This is a genomic window from Pseudomonas sp. EA_35y_Pfl2_R111 (assembly GCF_963970955.1).
Taxonomy (GTDB): Bacteria; Pseudomonadota; Gammaproteobacteria; order Pseudomonadales; family Pseudomonadaceae; genus Aquipseudomonas.
Genome location: NZ_CAXAOM010000005.1, coordinates 277050 through 296775 on the forward strand (window position 1 = coordinate 277050; position 19726 = coordinate 296775).

Sequence of the window (19726 nt, forward strand, 5' to 3'; positions counted from 1 at the left end):
TCAATTGTCGGTCAACCAGCGCTGACGTACGCGGCGCATGGCCTGCCACAGTTCGCGCTTGCGTTCGGGCTCATCCATCAGCAACTCCAGGCCCGGCAGCGCCCAGGCAGCGCCCAGCCCCTCAACTTGCAGCTCACGGTTATAGGCATCGGCCGTGGCCTCTCCGGCAAAGCGAATGGCGGGCAAACCCACCAACCACAGGCAGCTGCAGGGTTCCTGCTCTTCCAGCCGCGCGCCAACAAAGCTCTGCACATATTCCAGCGCCGCTTGCGGGCCCTGATCGATCTGCCCACGCACCAGCAGCGGCCAGCGCACCGGCTCACCGATCAATTGCGGACTGTCCGGCAAGCCGGCGGCGCGCAGCAGGTCCTTGAGCAGCAGATAGGCCGGGTCGCGGCCTTGGAGCGGCTCGCCGGTAGGCAATTCAACCAGCACCGCACAGGCACCGGCACGCAGCAATTGCAGGGCAAAGCGTGGCGGCGCGGCAGGCGTTGGCTGGGACGTAACCTGCGCTTCGGCGTCGACACTAACCGGTTCAACCTTGGCCATGCGCCCCTGAGGCGCTGGCCGTGGAACTTCGATCTTGGGCCGAGAGGCGGGCACGACAACGGGCGTTTCCGCAAGCGGTGGTTCATAGGCAGGCGCCGCTTCAGCCACGGCCTGTGGCTGGTTAGCCACAACCTCGGGCTCTGAATCGACCAGCGGTTGCAGCAGCTCAGGCCGCGATGGCGCAGCAAAGGGCAGCTCCACACGCGGCAGCCAGCTGGCTACCTGCATGGCACTCAGATAAGCACGGCGGCGCAGCTCTTCGATCAAACGTCAGCTACCTGTGGATGAGCTTTCTGCCCGGCCTGCATCAGGTTGAGGGCATTGATGTAAGCCTTGGCCGAGGCCACCAGGATATCGGTGTCGGCGCCGTTGCCGTTGACGATGCGGCCGCCCTTCTCCAGGCGTACCGTAACCTCGCCTTGGGAGTCGGTGCCCTTGGTAATGGCGTTAACCGAGTACAGCTGCAGCGTGGCCTCGGATACGGCAATCGACTCGATGGCCTTGAAGGTCGCATCCACAGGGCCGGAGCCTTGGGCGCTAGCGGCCTGCTCGTTACCGTCGACGCTAATCACCAGCTTGGCCTCAGGCACTTCGCCGGTCTTGCTCGCCACCTCCAGGGTCACCAGCTTGAAGTGTTCCGGGGCTTTTTCCGCCAACGTATCGGAGACCAGCGCTTGCAGGTCCTCGTCGAAAATTTCGTGCTTCTTGTCGGCTAGGTCCTTGAAGCGGGCGAAGGCGGCGTTCAGCTCGCTCTCACCGGCCAACTGGATGCCCAATTCTTCCAGGCGCGAACGGAAGGCGTTGCGCCCGGACAGTTTGCCCAGCGACAGCTTGTTGGTGTGCCAGCCCACTGACTGGGCGGACATGATTTCGTAGGTTTCGCGGTGCTTGAGCACGCCGTCCTGGTGGATGCCGGACTCATGGGCGAAAGCATTGGCGCCGACGATCGCCTTGTTCGGCTGCACCGGGAAACCGGTGATCCCGGAAACCATGCGCGAGGTGCTGAGAATGTGCGGGGTGTCAATGCGGGTACGCACGCCGAGCAGGTCTTCGCGGGTCTTGATCGCCATGACGATCTCCTCCAGCGCGGCATTACCGGCGCGCTCGCCAAGGCCGTTGATCGTGCATTCGACCTGACGCGCCCCAGCGACCACAGCGGCCAGGGAATTGGCAACCGCCAGGCCCAGGTCGTTATGGCAATGCACGGAGAACACTGCCTTGTCGGCATTAGGCACGCGGTTCAGTAGTTGGCGGATGGTCTCTGCGTACTGGTGCGGAATCGCGTAGCCGACCGTATCGGGGATATTGATGGTGCGCGCGCCAGCATCAATTGCCGCTTCGATGATGCGGCAAAGGAAATCGATTTCGGAACGCCCGGCGTCCTCGCAGGAAAACTCGACATCGCTGCACAGATTGCGCGCGCGCTTGACCGCGTGCACCGCCTGCTCAACCACCTGATCGGGCTGCATGCGCAACTTGTGCTGCATATGGATCGGGCTGGTGGCGATAAAGGTGTGGATACGCCCGGAGTTGGCACCTTTCAGCGCTTCGGCGGCGCGGTCGATATCAGCATCCAGCGCTCGCGACAGACTGCACACAGTGCTGTCCTTGATGGTATCGGCAATCGCCTTGACCGCAGCGAAGTCGCCTGGGCTGGCGATGGCAAAGCCGGCCTCGATCACGTCGACGCGCAAACGCTCCAGAGCCTTGGCGATGCGCAGCTTTTCTTCACCGGTCATCGACGCGCCGGGGCTCTGCTCGCCGTCACGCAGGGTGGTATCGAAAATAATGACGCGGTCGTTGCTGCTCATGCTGGTGTCCTCACGGAGTCGCCGTAGCACACACCCGACATTGGGGCGCGTGTCGATAAGGGTTGATTGTCGCGTGAAATGCCACGGGCGGGAAGCGCGGCGCGTACCTGCATCGCGCCGCAGCTAAAGCCACACCCACGGGCCAGAAAGCAAAACGCCCGCAGAGATGGCGGGCGTTTTGTTTGGATAGAGCCTTTACCGCTGATGGGTATCGCTTCGCTCACCCCATCCTACGGTCTGATTGAGCGAGCTAGAGCGAGACAAGGCAAAAAACGGCGGGAAAGCGGAGTGTACTTTTGTACATGAGCATTTCCCGCCGTTTTTTAACGCCGTATCGCCGACGCGCAGCCAATCAGAGGGCTTGATCCCAGGGACGGTCACCGTTGGCGTCCTTGATCCGGGTCGGCAGGCCCATCACGTCCAGCAGCTTGAGGAACGGCTCGGCCGGCAACTCTTCAACGTTGGCCATGCGCGACACATCCCAATCACCACACGCCACCAGCAGCGCCGCCGCGACCGGCGGTACGCCAGCGGTATAGGAAATGCCCTGGCTGTCGGTTTCGACATAGGCGTCTTTATGGTCGGCGACGTTGTAGATAAACAGCTCCACCGGCTTACCGTCTTTGGTGCCTTTGACCAGATCACCAATGCAGGTCTTGCCGCTATAACCCGGCGCCAGCGAGGCGGGGTCCGGCAGTACGGCCTTGACCACTTTCAGCGGCACAACCTCGAGGCCTTCGGCGGTTTTTACCGGCTGCTCGGAAAGCAGGCCGAGGTTCTTCAGCACGGTAAACACATTGATGTAGTGCTCGCCGAAACTCATCCAGAAACGCACGTTAGGTACGTTCAGGTGCTTGGACAGGGAATGCACTTCGTCATGCCCAGTCAGGTACAGATTCTGTTCGCCGACCACCGGCAGGTCGTCGGTGCGTTTGACTTCGAACATTGTGTTGCTGGTCCACTGGCTGTTCTGCCAGCTCCAGACTTGGCCGGTGAATTCACGGAAATTGATTTCCGGGTCGAAATTGGTGGCGAAGTACTTGCCGTGGGAACCGGCGTTGACGTCGAGGATGTCGATCGACTCGATGCTGTCGAAGTACTGCTGCTGCGCCAATGCGGCATAGGCATTGACCACGCCCGGGTCGAAACCGACGCCGAGGATGGCAGTTACGCCCTTGTCCTGGCATTCGGCCAGGTGCTTCCACTCATAGTTACCGTACCAAGGCGGCGTTTCGCAGACCTTGCCCGGTTCTTCGTGGATGGCGGTGTCGAGGTAGGCGGCGCCGGTATCGATGCAGGCGCGCAGCACCGACATATTGAGGAAGGCCGAACCCACATTGATAACGATCTGCGATTCGGTTTCGCGAATCAGTGCTTTGGTTGCTTCAATATCCAGCGCATTCAGGGCATAAGCCTGGATTTCGGCCGGCTGCTTCAAGCTGCCTTTGGCCTTTACGCTGTCGATGATGGCCTGGCATTTGGAGATGTTGCGCGACGCGATAGCAATACGACCGAGTTCATCGTTGTGCTGCGCGCACTTGTGGGCCACCACCTTGGCGACACCTCCTGCACCAATGATCAGAACATTCTTCTTCAATTGCTTCACCTCCTGGGTACTGCGTTATTAAAAACAGTTAGCTCGTAGGGTGGACGGCGCTTCATCCGTCCACCGTTCTGCGATCGCAATGGTGGACAAAAAGAGCGTTGTCCACCCTACCGGTCAGCTCAGGCTGGACAGGTAATCGTCAAAGCCAAATTCGCGTACCACCTCGACGCTACCGTCGAGTTGTTTCACCACGATGGACGGCATTTTCAGGCCGTTGAACCAGTTCTTCTTAACCATGGTGTAACCCGCTGCGTCGATAAACGACAGACGATCGCCGATGGCCAGCGGACGATCGAATTGGTACTCACCGAAGATGTCACCTGCCAGGCACGACTTGCCGCACACCATATAGCTGTGCTCGCCACTGCAGGGTTCCATCTTGGCGTTAAGCCGGTAGATCAGCAGATCGAGCATATGCGCTTCGATGGAGCTATCGACCACAGCCAGATTTTTGCCGTTGTACAGCGTGTCGAGTACCGTGACTTCCAGAGAGGAACTCAGGGTGATTGCTGCTTCGCCCGGCTCGAGATACACCTGCACGCCGAAGCGCTCGGTGAAGGCCTTGAGCCGTGCACAGAACTGATCCAGCGGATAGTCATCACCGGTGAAGTGAATACCACCGCCGAGGCTGACCCACTCGACCTGCTCAAGCAGGTGACCGAAGCGCTCTTCAATAGTGGTCAGCATCTGGTCGAACAGCTCGAAGCTGCCGTTCTCACAGTTGTTGTGGAACATAAAGCCGGAGACTTTATCCATCACCGTGGCGATCTTTTCCGGGTCCCACTCGCCGAGGCGGCTGAACGGTCGGGCCGGGTCGGCCAGCAGGTAGTCAGAGCTGCTCACCTGCGGGTTGACGCGCAGGCCACGCACCTTGCCGGCGGACGCCTCAGCAAAACGCTCAAGCTGGCCGATGGAGTTGAAGATGATCTTGTCGCAGTTGGCGAGCATCTCGGGGATTTCATCATCCGCCCAGGCCACGCTGTAGGCGTGGGTTTCACCGGCGAACTTCTGCCGACCGAGCTTGAGCTCGTACAGCGAGGACGAGGTGGTGCCGTCCATATACTGCTGCATCAGGTCGAACACCGACCAGGTGGCGAAGCACTTGAGCGCCAGCAGCGCCTTGGCACCGGAGTGTTCGCGCACATAAGCGATCTTCTCCAAATTGCCCAGCAGCTTCTGTTTGTCGATCAGGTAGTACGGCGTTTTGATCATTTCGGTGCCCCGTGCAAGGTCGGCCAACGGCGAGCAAAGAATGCTCCCCCCAAAAAGTGGAGGCGAATTGTGCCGATAACCGACACATATCGAAAGAGTAACGGGGATATTTCGTCGGCTCAGCGACCGCTGGCGACGCTTTCATGCAACCCGCGCGCGCCTCGCAACGGCAACCCAGCCGCTGGCAGAATGGCGGACGAGGATTACAGCGGCGTGACGCTTAGTTGATCGGCGTGGCCGTCAGGTTGGCGCGGATATCGGCGTTCTGCAGCTTGACCCCGTACATCGAGGTCACGGCACCGCCGGTGGGGTGAACGTGCTGAATCCGGTCGATATTCACTTCCTTGAAGTGCACCCGCCCGTTGACCGCAAAGCCCAGCGGATCGGGACTGACCGGCGTACAGCCGGATGCGGTCTTGTTGCACACCTTGGTCGGCGCCACATCGAGGTTGAGGTCAACGTTGAAGCCATAGGCGTTTGCGTTCGGGTTACTCGGGTTGCCGTCGGAGGTGTGGAAGTTATCCACCACCAGCTGACTGCCTGTGCCGTTCACCCCATTGACCCGCCCGGTTTCGATGATGATCTGGTTGCGCTTCTCGTTGTTCGACACGGTATTGGCCGGATTGCCGGAACCGTCGCGCACGAAGACGTTCTTCAGCTTGACCGAAACCCCCTCGTCGCCACGATCCTCCCAGCGCCCGCCACTGGCCACGCATGCCGCCGACGTGCCACCACTACCGCCGACGCACAATGCACCGGCACCGCCCGAGCTGATGGCGAGGGTCGAGCCCTGCTCATAACGTTTAAGCACCAAACGGCCAATGCTGCTGCCAGTCAGACGCTCGCCCCAGCGCACATCGCCAACATCCAGCTTCGACCAATAAGTCCCTTTACGCAGCTCGACGCCGTTGTTGCTGATATCCAGCGAGCCTTCGCGGTAATGCATCTCATAGCTGCTGCCAGACAGCCATAGGCCGCGGCCGTTTTCATCCACGGTGATCGCCGCATTGGCCTCGGTGATATAGAAGTCGGCGTTATAGCGCAGGCCATCACCGACGGCGCCACCGGCACGCAGGGTGACCTGGCCATTGAGGGTGAAATCGTAGGCCGGGAAGATTTCCATCAGCACCAGCAGCTCGGTGCCGCCCTGTAGCGGCGCATCGGCAGTGCCGACCCGCAGACCATCGAAGCTGTAGCTGCCGACCACATTCTTGAAACCCAGGCGCATGCCATCGAAATGACCGTTGTAGCCGCCGCTGTTTATATCGCTGTTGGTGCCTGCATAGCAGCTCGTGTTCACGCCGGCGGCGCAGCTCTTGGTCAGATCAAACGTAAACTGACCGGTACCGTGGGTACGCAGACCGCTGAACCACATGGTGTTGCCGTTATCGGTCAGCGCCAGCGAGCTGTTGACCATATTCCAGCTGAGGTCGGCGCTGATGCCCTTCTGCCCGGAGTTGGGGTCGCCGCCCGGATGCAGTTTCAACCAGTTCTGCCGCGCGCCCTGATCGAGAAAATTCAGCTCAACCGCCAGGCCGCCGAGCTTCTGATTGCTCGGGTTGCCCATGATCAGGCCGCCGAGGGTGGCGTTGAATTTGAGGTCCTGAAAGGCGATTTTGGCGTAGCTGCCAACGCCGTCCTGCTCCAGATCCAGGGTCAGTCCTGCGTTGCTGATCAAGCTGCCGGCGAAGTTCTCTGCACGCAGCACACCTTCGTCCTGATACTGGAACAGGCTGTTGGCGATGGTGATATTCGGTTTGATCCGCAGCCCCTCGCCGCTGGCCCCACCGCCGGCAATGCTGATGCTGCCACCCAGGCGCAGGTCCATATCCAGCTTGCCGAAGCTGCGCTGCGCATCGACATCGCGCAGATCAGGGCTGCCCGGCGTCACCGCCACACCTGGGGTCGGATCGCCATGGGCCAGGTCGAGGCCGATGCCAGCAATCGAGCCAACAAAGCGCGAGGTGCCGAGGTCCAGCTTAATCTCCTGGCCACTGCCGCCGCTGACGATATCCAGGTAGGCGTTGTTCAGGTAGGTATCGAATGACAGGCCTTTGACGATCAGATCAAAGCCATTGTCGCGGTAATAGAAGGTCGCTGCGCTCAACGACAGCTGGCTGTCATCCACGCTGAAACCGCTAACGCCGCTGGCCCCACCGCCACTCAGTTTGAGGCTGGCGCCCAGAGTGAAGAACGCGCGAAAGGCACCAAAGCTTTTGCTGCTACCGGCCAGCTCGATGTTATCCACGCTCAGCACCTGAGCACTGCCGCTGTGCTGCACCTGCAGCTGATCACCGACCACATCGAGCGTGGTGGTCGAGCTGCTGCCGGCAACCTGCGGCGTCCTGCTGACGCCTTTCAGGCTGAGGGTCTGACCATCTTGGCTGTAATCCACACTGCCGGCCGACCAGCCTGCGCCTGTGGTTTGCAGGCTGATGCCATCGCGCCCGCTGACGGACGACAGCGCCTGATCATCCAGCGCCTGCATAGCCTGTGTAAGCGGACTCAGAAGTGCGAGCAATAACAGCGAATGACGGTGCATGGCCCTGCTCCTCAGTTCTGCGGAAAGATCAGCACGTTGCCCTGCATGCGGATGGTGCCGTCGATCTTCGCAGAGAAGATATTGGTCTGCTGATACGACGGATTACCGCCATTGGCCACGCTCAGGGACTTGTTCTGCCAGCCGCCCTGGTTGGCCACGCCGAAGGCAAAGCTGCCATCCTTGAACTTCACCTCGTTGGGCAGACCGAACTCCAGCACATCCTGATTAAAAGCGGCGCCATCACCGTTGAAGCCGCTGTTGATGGTGCGCGTCCGTAGGGTCAGGCCTTCAAAGCTGAACACGCCCTTGAGGTTATCCAGCACATACCAACCGCCCGCCGCCTCGGAGCGAATCGCTATACGCATACCGCAGTTTTCTGCGGTACTGGCACCGGCGTTGGCGCAGCTGCGCTGGCTGGCCGTCCAGGTGCTGGGGTTGTTGCTGACCGGCTTGCTCCAGAGCACGCCGCCGTCCTTGTTGATACTGAACTCACCGGACAGATAAACCCCACCCTGGCCGTTCATGCTGCTCAGGGTGTCATCATCCAGCGCTTGCATCTCAGCAACGGCCGGCAAGGCAAACAGCGCAGCGAGGGCTAGCCAGGTTTTAGAGATCACGGCTGGTCACCTTCAGGTAGTTGATGCTGAGCCCCTGGATGGCGTTGTAGCCAAAGTTGTAGCCACCGGTTGAAAAGTTTCCTGTTCCAGCTTTGAGGTTGTCGATAACGATATTGGTGCGTGGAGCGTTGGCGTAGAAGTCACTGGCAATCGCATTACGTTCGGCTGCCGAGCGCGCGCTGCCGTTAGCGGCACGGGTCACCGGATTAGGCAGTTCCAGCACAAACTGGCCGTTACTGCTGACATCAAACAGCAACGGCTGGCTCTTGCCGTAACCCAGCGAAATATTGGCGTAGGCATTGCTCAGCGTGAGGGTGCGCGCAGCCTGCTCCTGCTCGGTGGTGCAGTTGGCTGTGCCCGCCGCGCAGGACATCAGTTGCAGGCTCTTGGCGAAGATATTCACCCGCGCCTCGCCCACCAGTTGCCCTCTTGGATCATCGCCCCATAGCCGCAGATAGCTGCCGTCCATGACCAGTTCGCTGATATCCAAGTTGATGATATCGGTGCGTCCGGCGGCAACCTGGAAGTCGAAACGAATCCCCAGATCGACTCGCTCGGAGGCGCGGCTGGAGCAGTTGCTCCCGGCAGCCGCATAACCGCTGATACAGGCCTGCCCACCAGCGCCGGTCAAGCGTTCGGGGAACTTGAATTCGAGTACGCTGATATTACTCGGCGTGGTCTGCACCCATTGGCCGTCATCGCGCAAGGTTCGCAGGCTCTCGCCTTTGGCCAGGGTGATCTCAAACGGATGATCCAATCGGCCAATATTCACCGGGTTCAGGTTTGTGCCTTTATTACTGCCGGTCGCGCCCAGGTAGAACTCCTTTACCGAAATCGGCACGTTCTGTCCCGACCCATTATTGATGTCATTGACCGTGATGGTGGCGCCCGATGCATCCAGCAGAATTCCATCCAGCACAAAGCCGAAGCCGGCGCCCTGAACGGCAGACAGTTCCTGATCATCCAGCGCCTGCAACTCTGCCTGGACAACTCCAGACAACAGCGTCAACGCAGCAACCGCAGTTAGCGTACGCATGCTTAGCACCCCGCCGTGGCGGTGCCCAGGCAGGTGTCCTGCCGGGGAATGCCATTGAAGGCCTGTTCGAAGTCGATATTGATCGGGGCCACCATATTGCCGTTGGCATCACGGTACTTGGGCAGGTTCATAAAGGCCCCTTTCAAGGTATTGATCAGCGCATTGCTGTCCATATCACGCCAGGCCACGTCCTGGGTCTGCATGGAAATAAAGAAGCCTTTTGCTGCGCCCTCGATTGCTGCGGTGGCAGCAGAATCACTGACCGCCATATTGCCGACAGGCAGAGACTGGAAATTGCTTAGAGGGAAGCAGGTAGCCAGCGAAAGCACCTGGCAGCCGCTTGAGGCAAACAGACTCAACAATGCATCGGATAGCCCACCCAGATTGCAGCCACTGACACACCCCAGCACCTGGCCATTAACCATACCGGCATGCGTAGCACGCACCGGATCAGCAGAGCCATTGGTCTGCACCAGCGTGGCATCCGCTTCCAGGCGAGTGTTGCGGGTCACCCCCGCGATGCTCAAGAGAAACTGCTCCCACCCACTGGCTTGATCAAACACAGGGCCGGCACTGCCTTGAATCTTGATTGGAATATTGCCCGTCAGGCTCTGAATATCCCCGGACAGAATGCCTTTGGCTTCACCGAAACCAATACGCACCCCCACCACCTTGTTGCCCGAATAGGCCAGTTCCAGAAATGGATTGGCGATCTTGAACGGGTTGATGGTGTCGTCGGCATTGACCGTGCCTAATGCAAAGTTATTGATCAGCAGGTCAGAGGTGCCCAGCGCTTCACCGGGACGAGTCACCGAATCGTTGTACTGCCCCAGCTGCAACTTCTTCATATTCAGTTGGGTATCGACATTCATGCCGAAGTTGACCCGGGTGTAGTTGATCCCTGCGTTGCTATCCGTCGTCAGGTTGATAAAGGCCTGACCGGTCACTTCCGACAGCTCGCTGTCCTCCAGCTCGACCATTCTGGCGTGGGCAGTGCTGCTGATTAATCCAGCACAGATCAAGGCGAGCGCAGTTTTGGCAAAACCAAGGGTCGGACGCATGGCTGATTCCCTGTCGTTCTTATTTGAATGGCCGAGCCCTGCGGACTCCACGCCTTGATTAGCACTATAAAAAGTCGGCCGGCTAAACGTGCCAACCCATAGTCGAGAAATCCCCGAGAATCCGCCTCGGCCCCACAGCAGAGCGCAACCACGCTGTTACCCATCACCACAACCAGGGTTACACGCGCGCAGGCAACTCCGAACAGATGATGACTGACACTCAAGCCTTGGCCACGGCTTGCAGTACAATCGGCGTTTTTTGCGAAAAGCCCGCGGAGCGGATGCCCCGATGATTGATCCCAAGCGCGTACTGCGCGCCCTTGCTGAACACTGGACGTTGCTGGAGCCGCTGTGCGAGCGCTTCGATGCCGGCACTCTGAGCCTGGTGGAGCTGCGTAATCAGCTCGCCGCGCAGTTGCCTGAAGGCACGCCAACCGATGTCACCGCCCTGCTCGACCAGTGGATTCGCCTGGATATCCTGGTGCCGGTGGCCAAGAGCCCCAACCGTTTCGAACTGAACGCGCAGATTCACGACTTCCTCGCCTACCTGCGCCGCGAGCATCGCCTGGGCCTGTGTCTGGAGATCGAAGCCTACTTGCGTCACCTCGAACGCTTGGCGGGCTATATCAAGGATGCGTTTGAGGTGCGCGACGCCGCCGACCTTGCGCGCCAGTTGCGTTTGCTGGATATGCGTGTGCGCGATGTGCTGAAGAAGCTGGCCAACGACGAGCAGGCACTGGTCGCCGTGGCCGATCGGGCCAAGACCAGCGATCGGCAGATTCCGCTGCGCCAGCGCTACGCCGAGGTGCTGGCCACCTGGGATGAATACGTCGAGCCGATGATCCAGCTGGTGGCCGCCGACGGTGCCTTCGAGCAAGGCGTGTACCGCGTCGAACACGTATTGCTGCGTCTGCTGGGCGAACAGCAGCGTCTCGGCCAACTGGTCGACGACGATCTGCTGCTGCGCACCCATGCGCGTATTCTGGAAATGCAGACCACCGCCCAGCTGACCCTGCGCCGCGCCCGCGAGCTGCTGTTGCCGCTGCGTGAAGAAGCGCGCCGGCATAACGCCGTGACCCGTGGCGCAGCCCTGGCCCTGGCGGCAGTTCGCAAGAAGGGCTTGGACGCACTACCGCAGGCGTCACTGCCGTTGTTCAGCCGTCCGCAAAGCACTTTTCTCGGCACCGCCTCGCAGGTCGAGGCCTATGTATATGCCCTGGCCCGCTTCGAGCCCAAGCCGGCACAGTTCCCCAAGGCGCATGCCAGCCGCAAAGGCGAAGCGCACCGCGCACCGCGCACCGCACGGGAGATGATCGAACGCTGCGAACAGGCCCTGCCGCTGCCGGACCTGATGGTCTGGCTGCTGGAGCAGGAGCCCGAAGGCGCCACCGATGAATTGCTCTACTGGTTTTCACGCCTCTCGCGCGACGCTCGCTTCCAACGCGAGCGCCTGGAGCGCCGCGACTACCTCACCCGCGAGCATCAGGTCAGCCTGAGCTCCTTTGCCTTGGTGGGCCGTCCCAATGGTTAAGTCTTGCGTAGGGTGGACAACGCTCTGTTTGTCCACCGTTGACCACTCCGAACTCTCAGGTGGAAAACGCTTCGCGGTTTTCCACCCTACGACTGTCTGCGAGCATCGCGTATGAATATCGACCTAAAAGAACTGACCCAGCTCGCGCCAATCTTCCGCGAACTGTTCAAGGGCTACCACATCAGCCGCAGCAACCCGGAGTTCTACAGCCAGCTGGCCGGCCAGCAGGACCAGTACCGCGGCCTGTTCAAGGCCCTGGGCTATGAGCTGACCTGCGACAGCCGCGGCTTCTACTACTTCGTCCCTGAGCAAATGGGCGCGCAGGTCAACAAGACCGCCCAGCGCTTGGCACTGTTCACCTTTATTCTGGTGGAGCATCTGGCTGACCAAGGCCGCGACCCGCTGGCCGTACTCGACGGCGGCAGCCTGGGCCGTGACGAACTGCCAGCGCTGCTGGAAAAATACCGCGACCTGTTCCTCCAGGCAGAAGTCACCACCCAGGAAGAGTTGGAAGAAAAGGTCATGCGCCGCCTGACCCAGCTCGGCTTTGCCAGCGAAGACAACGGCATCTACCGCTTCCTCGCGCCCATGCACCGCTTCCTCGATGTGTGCCTGTCCGTGCAGCAGGACCGCGACCTGGCCGCCACCCTGCACAGCAGTTTGCCGTTGCCAACGCCGGTGCTGCTGGATGAGGAGGCCGAAGACGAAATCATCAGCCTCGCCGAAACGGACATCGACGAATCCGAAGAAGACGCCCTGGCCCGCGCCATGGCCGAAGAACGTGACGCCCAGGAGACCCTCGCATGAGCCAGGAACGCTACGGCATCCGCCGCTTCGCCCTATTGAACACGGCCGGCTACAGCCTTGGCCTGTTCCCGTTGGAAAACCCGCTGTCGGTCTACGGCGCCAACAACCTCGGTAAATCCGCCTCGATCAACGCCCTGCAGTTCCCGATTCTGGCGCGCATGTCGGACATGAGCTTTGGCAAGTACAGCCTGGAGCAGTCGCGTAAGTTCTATTTCGCCAGCGACACCAGCTATATCCTCGTCGAAGTCGTGCTGCCCCACGGCCCGCATGTGATTGGGGTCGCCGGGCGCGGCCCGGGCGGCGGCTTCGGCCACCAGTTCTTCGCCTATCAGGGCACTCTGGATCTTGAGCACTACCAGAAGAACGGCACCTGCCTGCGTCAACGCGAGCTGTTCAACGCTCTGGAACGTGAAGGCATCAAGGCCTACGAGCTGAAACCCGAGGAGCTGCGCCGCCTGCTGGTCGGCGGGCACACCTCGATTCCGCTGGACCTGACCCTGATCCCGCTGCGCTCCACCAGCGAGCAGAGCCTGAAGACCTTCCGCGCGCTGTTTATCAACCTGCTGCATATGCGCGAGATCACCGCCGCCAAGCTTAAGCAGCTGTTCCTCGATGCCTTCGAGCACAGCCTGCGCTCCGGTAGCGTCGACTATATCGCCGCCACCGAAGAAGCCTTCCGCGATGTGCGGCGCATGGAGCAGGACTACCAGGCCCTCGTCACGGCCGGCCCACTGATTGAAGCGCTGGCTGCCGGTGTAGCCCAGCGCGAGCTGCTGCGCGGCAAGTTGCATCGCCTGTCGCCGCTGCTCGATTCGCTGCTCGGCACCTGGCAGGACTACGCCGGCGCCCGCCGCGAAGAGCTGGTGATCCAGGCCGAACACTACCGTGGCGAGCAAGATGGCCTGCAGCACGAGCAACGTGGTGGCACCCAGGAGCTGATGCGTATGGAGCGCGAAATCAGCGAAATCCAGCGCTGGCTCGGCGAGTTGTCGGTGCTGAAAAACCGCTTTGCCCTAGTCAACGACGCCAAGGTACTGGAAGAGCAGCTGTTGGCTGCCAAGGACGCCCATGACGAACTGGCCGGCGCCCTGGCGCAGTCACGTCAGTTCTCCGCCGAAGACCTAGATGAGCGCCTGCGCGATCTGGAAAAACGCCTGAAGTCGGTCAAACAGCAACTCGAACACGCCGACAACAACAGCTATTCACGCCTGCGCGAAGAGTTCAGCCAGGCCGATGTCGACCGCCTGATGCGCCTGTTCAATGGCCAGCTGTTCAGCCTGCCGCTGGGTGAGAAAGGCATTCAGGTCGCCGACGGCGATGCCTGGGTCAAATCCCTGGAAGCCATCCTCGATGGTTTTAAAGGCGAACACTTCGAAGTGCCCGGCCTGACTATCGACCTCTCGAATATCGAGCCCCCTGCCCTGCAGGCCCTGGCTGACCGCGCCGCCCTGCGCGACCAGAAGGATCGTCTGGATCGCGAATACAAACAGCTGAAAACCCAGCAAGTAGTAGCGTCCGACCGCGCGGCGAGCAAGGCCCAGGCCGAGCAGTTCTACCAGGCCGTGCTGGATGCGCAGAAAGCCCTGGAAGACTTCCGCAAGAGCCAAACCCTGGCCGTGGAAGAGCCGCAAAAGCTGGAGCAGCTGGCGCAACTGGAAGCCGCACAGGACGAACTCAAGCGCGCATCCGATGCCTTTACCGAGCGCGTGCAGCAGCTTTCCGCCAAGCTGCAATTGGTCGGCCGCCAGCTCGCCGATCTGGAAGCCAAGGAGCGCACTCTGGAAGACGCCCTGCGCCGTCGCCAGCTGCTGCCGGCCAACCTGCCGTTCGGCACGCCCTTTACCGATCCGGTGGACGACAGCCTGGACAACTTGCTGCCGCTGCTTAACGACTACCAGGACGCCTGGCAAGGCCTGCAACGCATCGACGGACAGATCGAGGCGCTGTATGCCCAGGTGCGCCTGAAAGGTGTGGCCAAGTTCGACAGCGAGGATGACGTCGAGCGTCGCCTGCACCTGCTGGTCAACGCCTACGCCCACCGCCAGGATGAAGCTATCACCCTGGCCAAGGCGCGCCGTGCAGCGGTCACCGATATCGCCCGTACGCTGCGCAATATCCGTAGCGACTACGACAACCTAGAACACCAGCTGGCGTTGTTCAACCGCGAGATCAACAAGCGTCAGGTGTCCAACCTGGAGAGCTTCCGCATCGTCCTCGCACCGAACAAGGACGCGCTCAAGCATATCGACCAGATTATCCACAGCGCCGGTCAGTACGAAGAAGGCGAAACCCTCTCGGTGTTCGATCTGCAGCAAAGCAGCGAACAGGACAGCAAGAACGAGGAAGCCAAGGACTACCTGTCGCGCCTGGTTGCGGCCAACCATAACCAGCTGGGCTTGAAGGATCTATTCGAGCTGGCCTTCGAGATCACCAAGGTGCACGGCCAGCCGGTGATCCACACCGATATCGATGGCGCAGCGTCGAACGGCACCACCATGACCATCAAGGCGCTGACCAACATGTACCTGTTGCTGCACTTGATGGACCGCGACCAGGCCGGCAAGGTGCGCTTGCCTTACTACCTGGACGAGGCGGCGGATATCGATGAGAAAAACCAGCAAGCGCTGATCGAAACCAGTTTGCAGCTCGGCTTTGTGCCGATCCTGGCGTCTGTGAAGCCGCAGGTCTCGGCCCACGTGGCCATCGACCTGGAAGGCGGTAGCGGGCCAAATGGTATCTATATCGACGAAGCGGATTGGAAATATATCCAGCGGCGCGACAGTGCCAAGAGCAAGGCAGAAACCACAACCGCAGCAACCGAGCTAGCCTAACGCTGGCTCACCAGCCACAAACCACAAGGGCCGCAATTGCGGCCCTTGTGGTTTATTTCTCCAGCGCGATCTTCGGCGCCCAGCGTAACCACTCTTCACTCACCTCATCATGCAGGGCAAAAGTCTGACCAGCCTGCGCCGGCCCGCCCATCTGCGGATTGTCCGGTGAGGCGAAGGCGATACCGCCCTCCAGCAGAGCTTCCAGTGACTCGGTGCGTACCTTAACCCCGCTGAACAGCCCGGCATCCACACCGATGCCGCTGGCATTCCAGAAACGGCTGCCGCTGCGCACCAACGGCGCATAGCGCGGCTCGATCAGCACATGGATCAGCACCCGATCCGAAGTAGGCCCAAGCTCGAAATCGGTGACCCTGCCGACCGGCACCTCACGGTAACTGATCACCACCCCCGGCTTGATCGAACCGCGTCGCGCAGCACTCAACACCAGACGCAGGCCCTGCTCACGGGCATTGGTTTTAGGCGGCGTTTCAGCGGCAGTAAAGCTCATCTGCGCAGCCCCCTTCTGGCTCGAGGGCCGCACTTCCAGATACTGACCGGTGACCAAAGTTTCCAGGTTGGCGGCACGAGTCAGGCTGACCTCGGGCTTGACCACCCAGAACTGCGTACCGACACGAGCAATCTGCTGCGTCGCCTGAGTAATCCGTGCATACAAGTTCACCGCCTGCAGATCATCCGTCAGTTCAATGCGCTCCACCTTGCCCACTTCCAAGCCCTTGTAGCGAATCGCCGTGCCTGGGCTGAGACCGTCACCACTGGGTACGCGAATAGTCAGCTCAACACCTTTCTGCAGAGCCACTTCCTGGCTGCTGTGCAAACTAAAGCGCTCGACCCGCTTGTTGCTTCTGGGTGCATTAGGGTTCGGCGTTTCAAAGGCGATACCACCCGCCAGCAAGGTTTGTAATGACTCACTCTTGACCTCGACGCCAGACAGGCCGCCCTTCAGCGTAATACCGCTGGCATTCCAGAAGCGCGTGCTGCTGTTCACCAGATGCGCATGCTCAGGCTCGATGTGCACACCAAAGGCCACCTGCTTGTCATCACGCGACAGCTGGAAACTCTGTACCGTGCCGACCTTAACCTGCTTGAACAGGATCGGGCTGCCCACTTCCAGAGAGCCACGCGTGTCGCTGAACAACACCAGATGCAAACCCGGCGCTGACAGGTCGAGCGGTGGGGCTTTGGCTCTAGCGACAAAATCACGTAGCGCAGGATTGCCAGCCTCACCTGGCCGGATGGCGATGTAGTTGCCCTTAACCAGCGCCTCCAGCCCAGTTATCCCGGCCAGTGAAATTGAAGGTTTAACCACCCAGAAGTCGGTGCCTTCAACCAGATAGTCTTCGGTGCGCGGGTCGAGCATCAGCTCAACCCTCGCGCCGCTGAGGTCCTGATCAACCTTGAAGGTTTTCATATGGCCGACCTGAATGCCCTTGTACATCACTGGCGTACGCCCAGGCTCCAGCCCATCGAATTCATGCAGTTTGAGCGACACGCGAATGCCAGCCTGTGCGCTGTCGAAGTCTTCGTACAGGCGAAATGGCAGGCTCGGATCAGTCGGCGGGCTGTCCTTGCGGTGCTCGGGCGTGGCAAAGGCAATTCCGCCCGCGACAATACTCGCCAGAGATTCGGTCCGCACCTTCACCCCAGATAACCCGGCATCGATAGAAACTCCGCTGGCGTTCCAGAAGCGCGTGTGTTTACGCACCAAGGAGGCAAACTCCGGCTCAATAAACAGCTTTACCTCGATCTGGTTCTGCTCCTCAACCAAGGTATAACTTTTTACCCGGCCCACCTGGATCTGCTTATAGAACACTGGGCTGTCGCGATTAAGCGAGCCAAGCCGCTCGGCTTTAAGGGTCAGATGTAAGCCTGGCGTGGTGTCGGCCAAGGGTGGCGGCTCGGTCAATGCGGTGAATTTACGCGTAGGTTCGCCATCACCAGGGCTGGCAGTTATGTAGTTACCCGATACGAGGGTTTCCAATCCGGTGATACCAGCCAGAGAAACACTCGGCTTGACCAGCCAGAAGCGGGTGTTGGTGCGCAGATGCGGCTCAACCCGCTTATCCATCTCCAGGGTCGCGCGCACACCGCGCCGCTCGCCGCTGTCATCCAATTCCAGGGCAATGACCTTACCGATGGGCATGCCCTTGAAGATCACCTCGGTCTTGCCCGGCTGGATGCCGTCACCGCTGGCGAACATCACCTGAATCTCGATGCCCGCTTCGTTATAGGCACGCCAGCCCAGCCAGCCACCGATCAGCAATGCAATCAGTGGCAATACCCAGATAGCCGACCAGTTTGAAGCAGGACGCGCTTTAGCCAACGGCAAATCATTCATGATGGTCATCCGAGTCCGTGTTATCCCAAATCAGGCGAGGGTCAAAGGTTAGAGCGGCCAGCATGGTTAACACCACCACGCTGGCAAACGCGGTAGCACCGTATCCGGGAACAATACTCGCCAGACTGCCGAAATTGACCACAGCGACCAAGATGGCGATGACGAAAATATCCAGCATCGACCAGCGCCCGATCCATTCAATAAAGCGGTACATCAACACGCGCTGAAGCGCCGACATCGGCTGATGACGCTGCACTGAATACAGCAGCAAAGCGATACCGACCAACTTGAAGGTCGGCACGACAATGCTAGCGATAAACACTACCGCAGCAATCGGTAGCATGCCGTAGTTCACCAGTTCGATAACCCCCGACATGATGGTGTCGGACTGCCCCTTACCCAGCGAATTGACCGTCATAATCGGCAGCAGGTTGGCCGGGATATACAGCACCGCCGCCGTCAGCAATAACGCCCAGGTACGCACCAGACTGTTGGGGCGACGCGCATGCAGGTGCCCACCACAGCGCATACAGAATTGCTTGGCGCTGTCCGCCTGCTGGGCGTTGAGCTGGTGACATTCATGGCAAATCAGCAACCCTGCATCAATCGCCCGCATGTGCATCTTCCCCCGACAAGGCTTCCCAGATCTGGTGAGGGGACATCGTCACCTCCAACCAGACCTGGACTAGTAACAGCGCTATAAAGCACAGCAGCCCCAGACCGATGCTCAAATCAGCTAGATCGATCAGCTTTACGATGGCCACTAGAATGCCCATCAAGTAGACCTCGAGCATGCCCCACTCACGCATATGGTGATAAATGCGATAGAGCAGAAGGCCATAGCTGCGGCCAATATCCAAGCGAATACTCAGCAACACAGCAAGCTGGCACAGCAGCTTGAGCAGGGGTACCGCCATGCTGCAGAGAAACACAACCACAGCCACGCTCTGCATGCCGCTGTTATAGAGACCGAGCACACCCGTCCAGACGGTATCGTTACTCGCCTGACCGAGCAGATTGAGCTGCATGATCGGCAAGAAATTAGCCGGTACATACAACAACAAAGCCGCGATCACCAAAGCCATACTGCGCCGCACGACCTGTGTACGGTGGGTATACAGCTCATAACCGCAGCGCGGACACTCCACACGCTCACCTGCAGCAGCCGGGGGTTTGCGCATCAATAGATCGCACTCATGGCAGGCAATCAACTGCTTAAGCTCAAGCTCGGTAAGTGATGCAGCGAGTGCCGGATCGGCCATGGAAAAAACTCTGATAAAAGTGCACCTTGGCATCATAGCTACGCGCTGTAGTAGTTGCCTATCAAAGGCTGCCCTACGCTCAGTTTGTTTTCGCGGCGCAAAGTAAAACCCCCGACCGTTTTCACGATCGGGGGTTTTGGTATAGGTGCTTGACGATGACCTACTCTCACATGGGGAAACCCCACACTACCATCGGCGATGCATCGTTTCACTACTGAGTTCGGGATGGGATCAGGTGGTTCCAATGCTCTATGGTCGTCAAGCGATTCAGATGAGATGTCGTGCTGCTTGCGCAGTTCGCTACCTCGAATTGGGTATGTGATGTTTTGGTTTGTAGTTGTGCAAATTTTCGGCTGTTGCAGTCTTCATAGAGACACACAAACATCAAATTGTTTGGGTGTTATATGGTCAAGCCTCACGGGCAATTAGTATTGGTTAGCTCAACGCCTCACAGCGCTTACACACCCAACCTATCAACGTCGTAGTCTTCGACGGCCCTTTAGGG

General features: G+C 59.8%; 14 protein-coding genes and 2 rRNA genes. 3 read left to right on the forward strand and 13 right to left on the reverse strand.

Features of this window, described 5'->3' with window-relative positions:
- The 8 genes from AACY25_RS18985 to AACY25_RS19020 form a co-directional block, all read right to left on the reverse strand.
- Positions 1-816 carry an energy transducer TonB gene (locus AACY25_RS18985; RefSeq protein ID WP_339526710.1) on the reverse strand — a complete coding sequence of 272 codons (816 nt, stop codon included), beginning with the start codon at positions 814-816 and terminating at the stop codon, positions 1-3.
- Positions 813-2360, reverse strand: coding sequence for a 2-isopropylmalate synthase (locus AACY25_RS18990; RefSeq protein WP_339526711.1), 1548 nt, complete (start codon positions 2358-2360; stop codon positions 813-815). The genes AACY25_RS18985 and AACY25_RS18990 overlap by 4 nt, the downstream gene beginning before the upstream one ends.
- A gap of 352 nt (positions 2361-2712) precedes the next feature.
- On the reverse strand, positions 2713-3957 hold the full coding sequence (locus AACY25_RS18995) for a saccharopine dehydrogenase family protein (protein WP_339526712.1): 1245 nt from the start codon (positions 3955-3957) through the stop codon (positions 2713-2715).
- Positions 3958-4080: 123 nt separating this feature from the next.
- Entirely contained in the window at positions 4081-5178 is a 1098-nt protein-coding gene (locus AACY25_RS19000; RefSeq protein ID WP_339526714.1) for a carboxynorspermidine decarboxylase, read from the reverse strand.
- Between the two features lie 220 nt (positions 5179-5398).
- A complete protein-coding gene (locus tag AACY25_RS19005; RefSeq protein ID WP_339526716.1) occupies positions 5399-7720 on the reverse strand; it encodes a DUF6160 family protein in 2322 nt (773 codons plus the stop codon).
- Positions 7721-7731: 11 nt separating this feature from the next.
- A complete protein-coding gene (locus AACY25_RS19010; RefSeq protein ID WP_339526718.1) occupies positions 7732-8337 on the reverse strand; it encodes a DUF6160 family protein in 606 nt (201 codons plus the stop codon).
- Positions 8327-9373, reverse strand: a complete 1047-nt coding sequence (locus AACY25_RS19015) for a hypothetical protein (RefSeq protein WP_339526720.1) — start codon at positions 9371-9373, stop codon at positions 8327-8329. The genes AACY25_RS19010 and AACY25_RS19015 overlap by 11 nt, the downstream gene beginning before the upstream one ends.
- Before the next feature lie 2 nt (positions 9374-9375).
- On the reverse strand, positions 9376-10434 hold the full coding sequence (locus AACY25_RS19020) for a DUF6160 family protein (protein ID WP_339526721.1): 1059 nt from the start codon (positions 10432-10434) through the stop codon (positions 9376-9378).
- Between the two features lie 289 nt (positions 10435-10723).
- Between AACY25_RS19020 and mksB the strand changes: the two genes are divergently transcribed.
- The 3 genes from mksB (at position 10724) to mksF (ending at position 15603) form a co-directional block, all read left to right on the forward strand.
- Positions 10724-11965: an Mks condensin complex protein MksB gene (gene mksB / locus AACY25_RS19025; protein ID WP_339526722.1), complete on the forward strand. Its 1242-nt coding sequence runs from the start codon at positions 10724-10726 to the stop codon at positions 11963-11965.
- Positions 11966-12076: 111 nt separating this feature from the next.
- Entirely contained in the window at positions 12077-12772 is a 696-nt protein-coding gene (mksE, locus tag AACY25_RS19030) for an Mks condensin complex protein MksE (protein WP_339526723.1), read from the forward strand.
- Positions 12769-15603 carry an Mks condensin complex protein MksF gene (gene mksF, locus AACY25_RS19035; protein ID WP_339526725.1) on the forward strand — a complete coding sequence of 945 codons (2835 nt, stop codon included), beginning with the start codon at positions 12769-12771 and terminating at the stop codon, positions 15601-15603. The genes mksE and mksF overlap by 4 nt, the downstream gene beginning before the upstream one ends.
- A 52-nt stretch (positions 15604-15655) precedes the next feature.
- Here mksF and AACY25_RS19040 read toward each other — a convergent pair whose 3' ends face one another.
- The 5 genes from AACY25_RS19040 to AACY25_RS19060 form a co-directional block, all read right to left on the reverse strand.
- Positions 15656-17959, reverse strand: coding sequence for a PqiB family protein (locus AACY25_RS19040; RefSeq protein ID WP_339526727.1), 2304 nt, complete (start codon positions 17957-17959; stop codon positions 15656-15658).
- Positions 17952-18575, reverse strand: coding sequence for a paraquat-inducible protein A (locus AACY25_RS19045; protein WP_339526729.1), 624 nt, complete (start codon positions 18573-18575; stop codon positions 17952-17954). Before AACY25_RS19045 ends, AACY25_RS19040 begins: the two co-directional genes overlap by 8 nt.
- Complete coding sequence (locus AACY25_RS19050) at positions 18562-19221, reverse strand: paraquat-inducible protein A (RefSeq protein ID WP_339526731.1); 660 nt, start codon at positions 19219-19221, stop codon at positions 18562-18564. Before AACY25_RS19050 ends, AACY25_RS19045 begins: the two co-directional genes overlap by 14 nt.
- A 147-nt stretch (positions 19222-19368) precedes the next feature.
- Positions 19369-19484: ribosomal RNA gene (rrf, locus tag AACY25_RS19055) — 5S ribosomal RNA — on the reverse strand.
- Between the two features lie 141 nt (positions 19485-19625).
- A 23S ribosomal RNA gene (locus AACY25_RS19060) occupies positions 19626-19726 on the reverse strand; the annotation flags it as partial.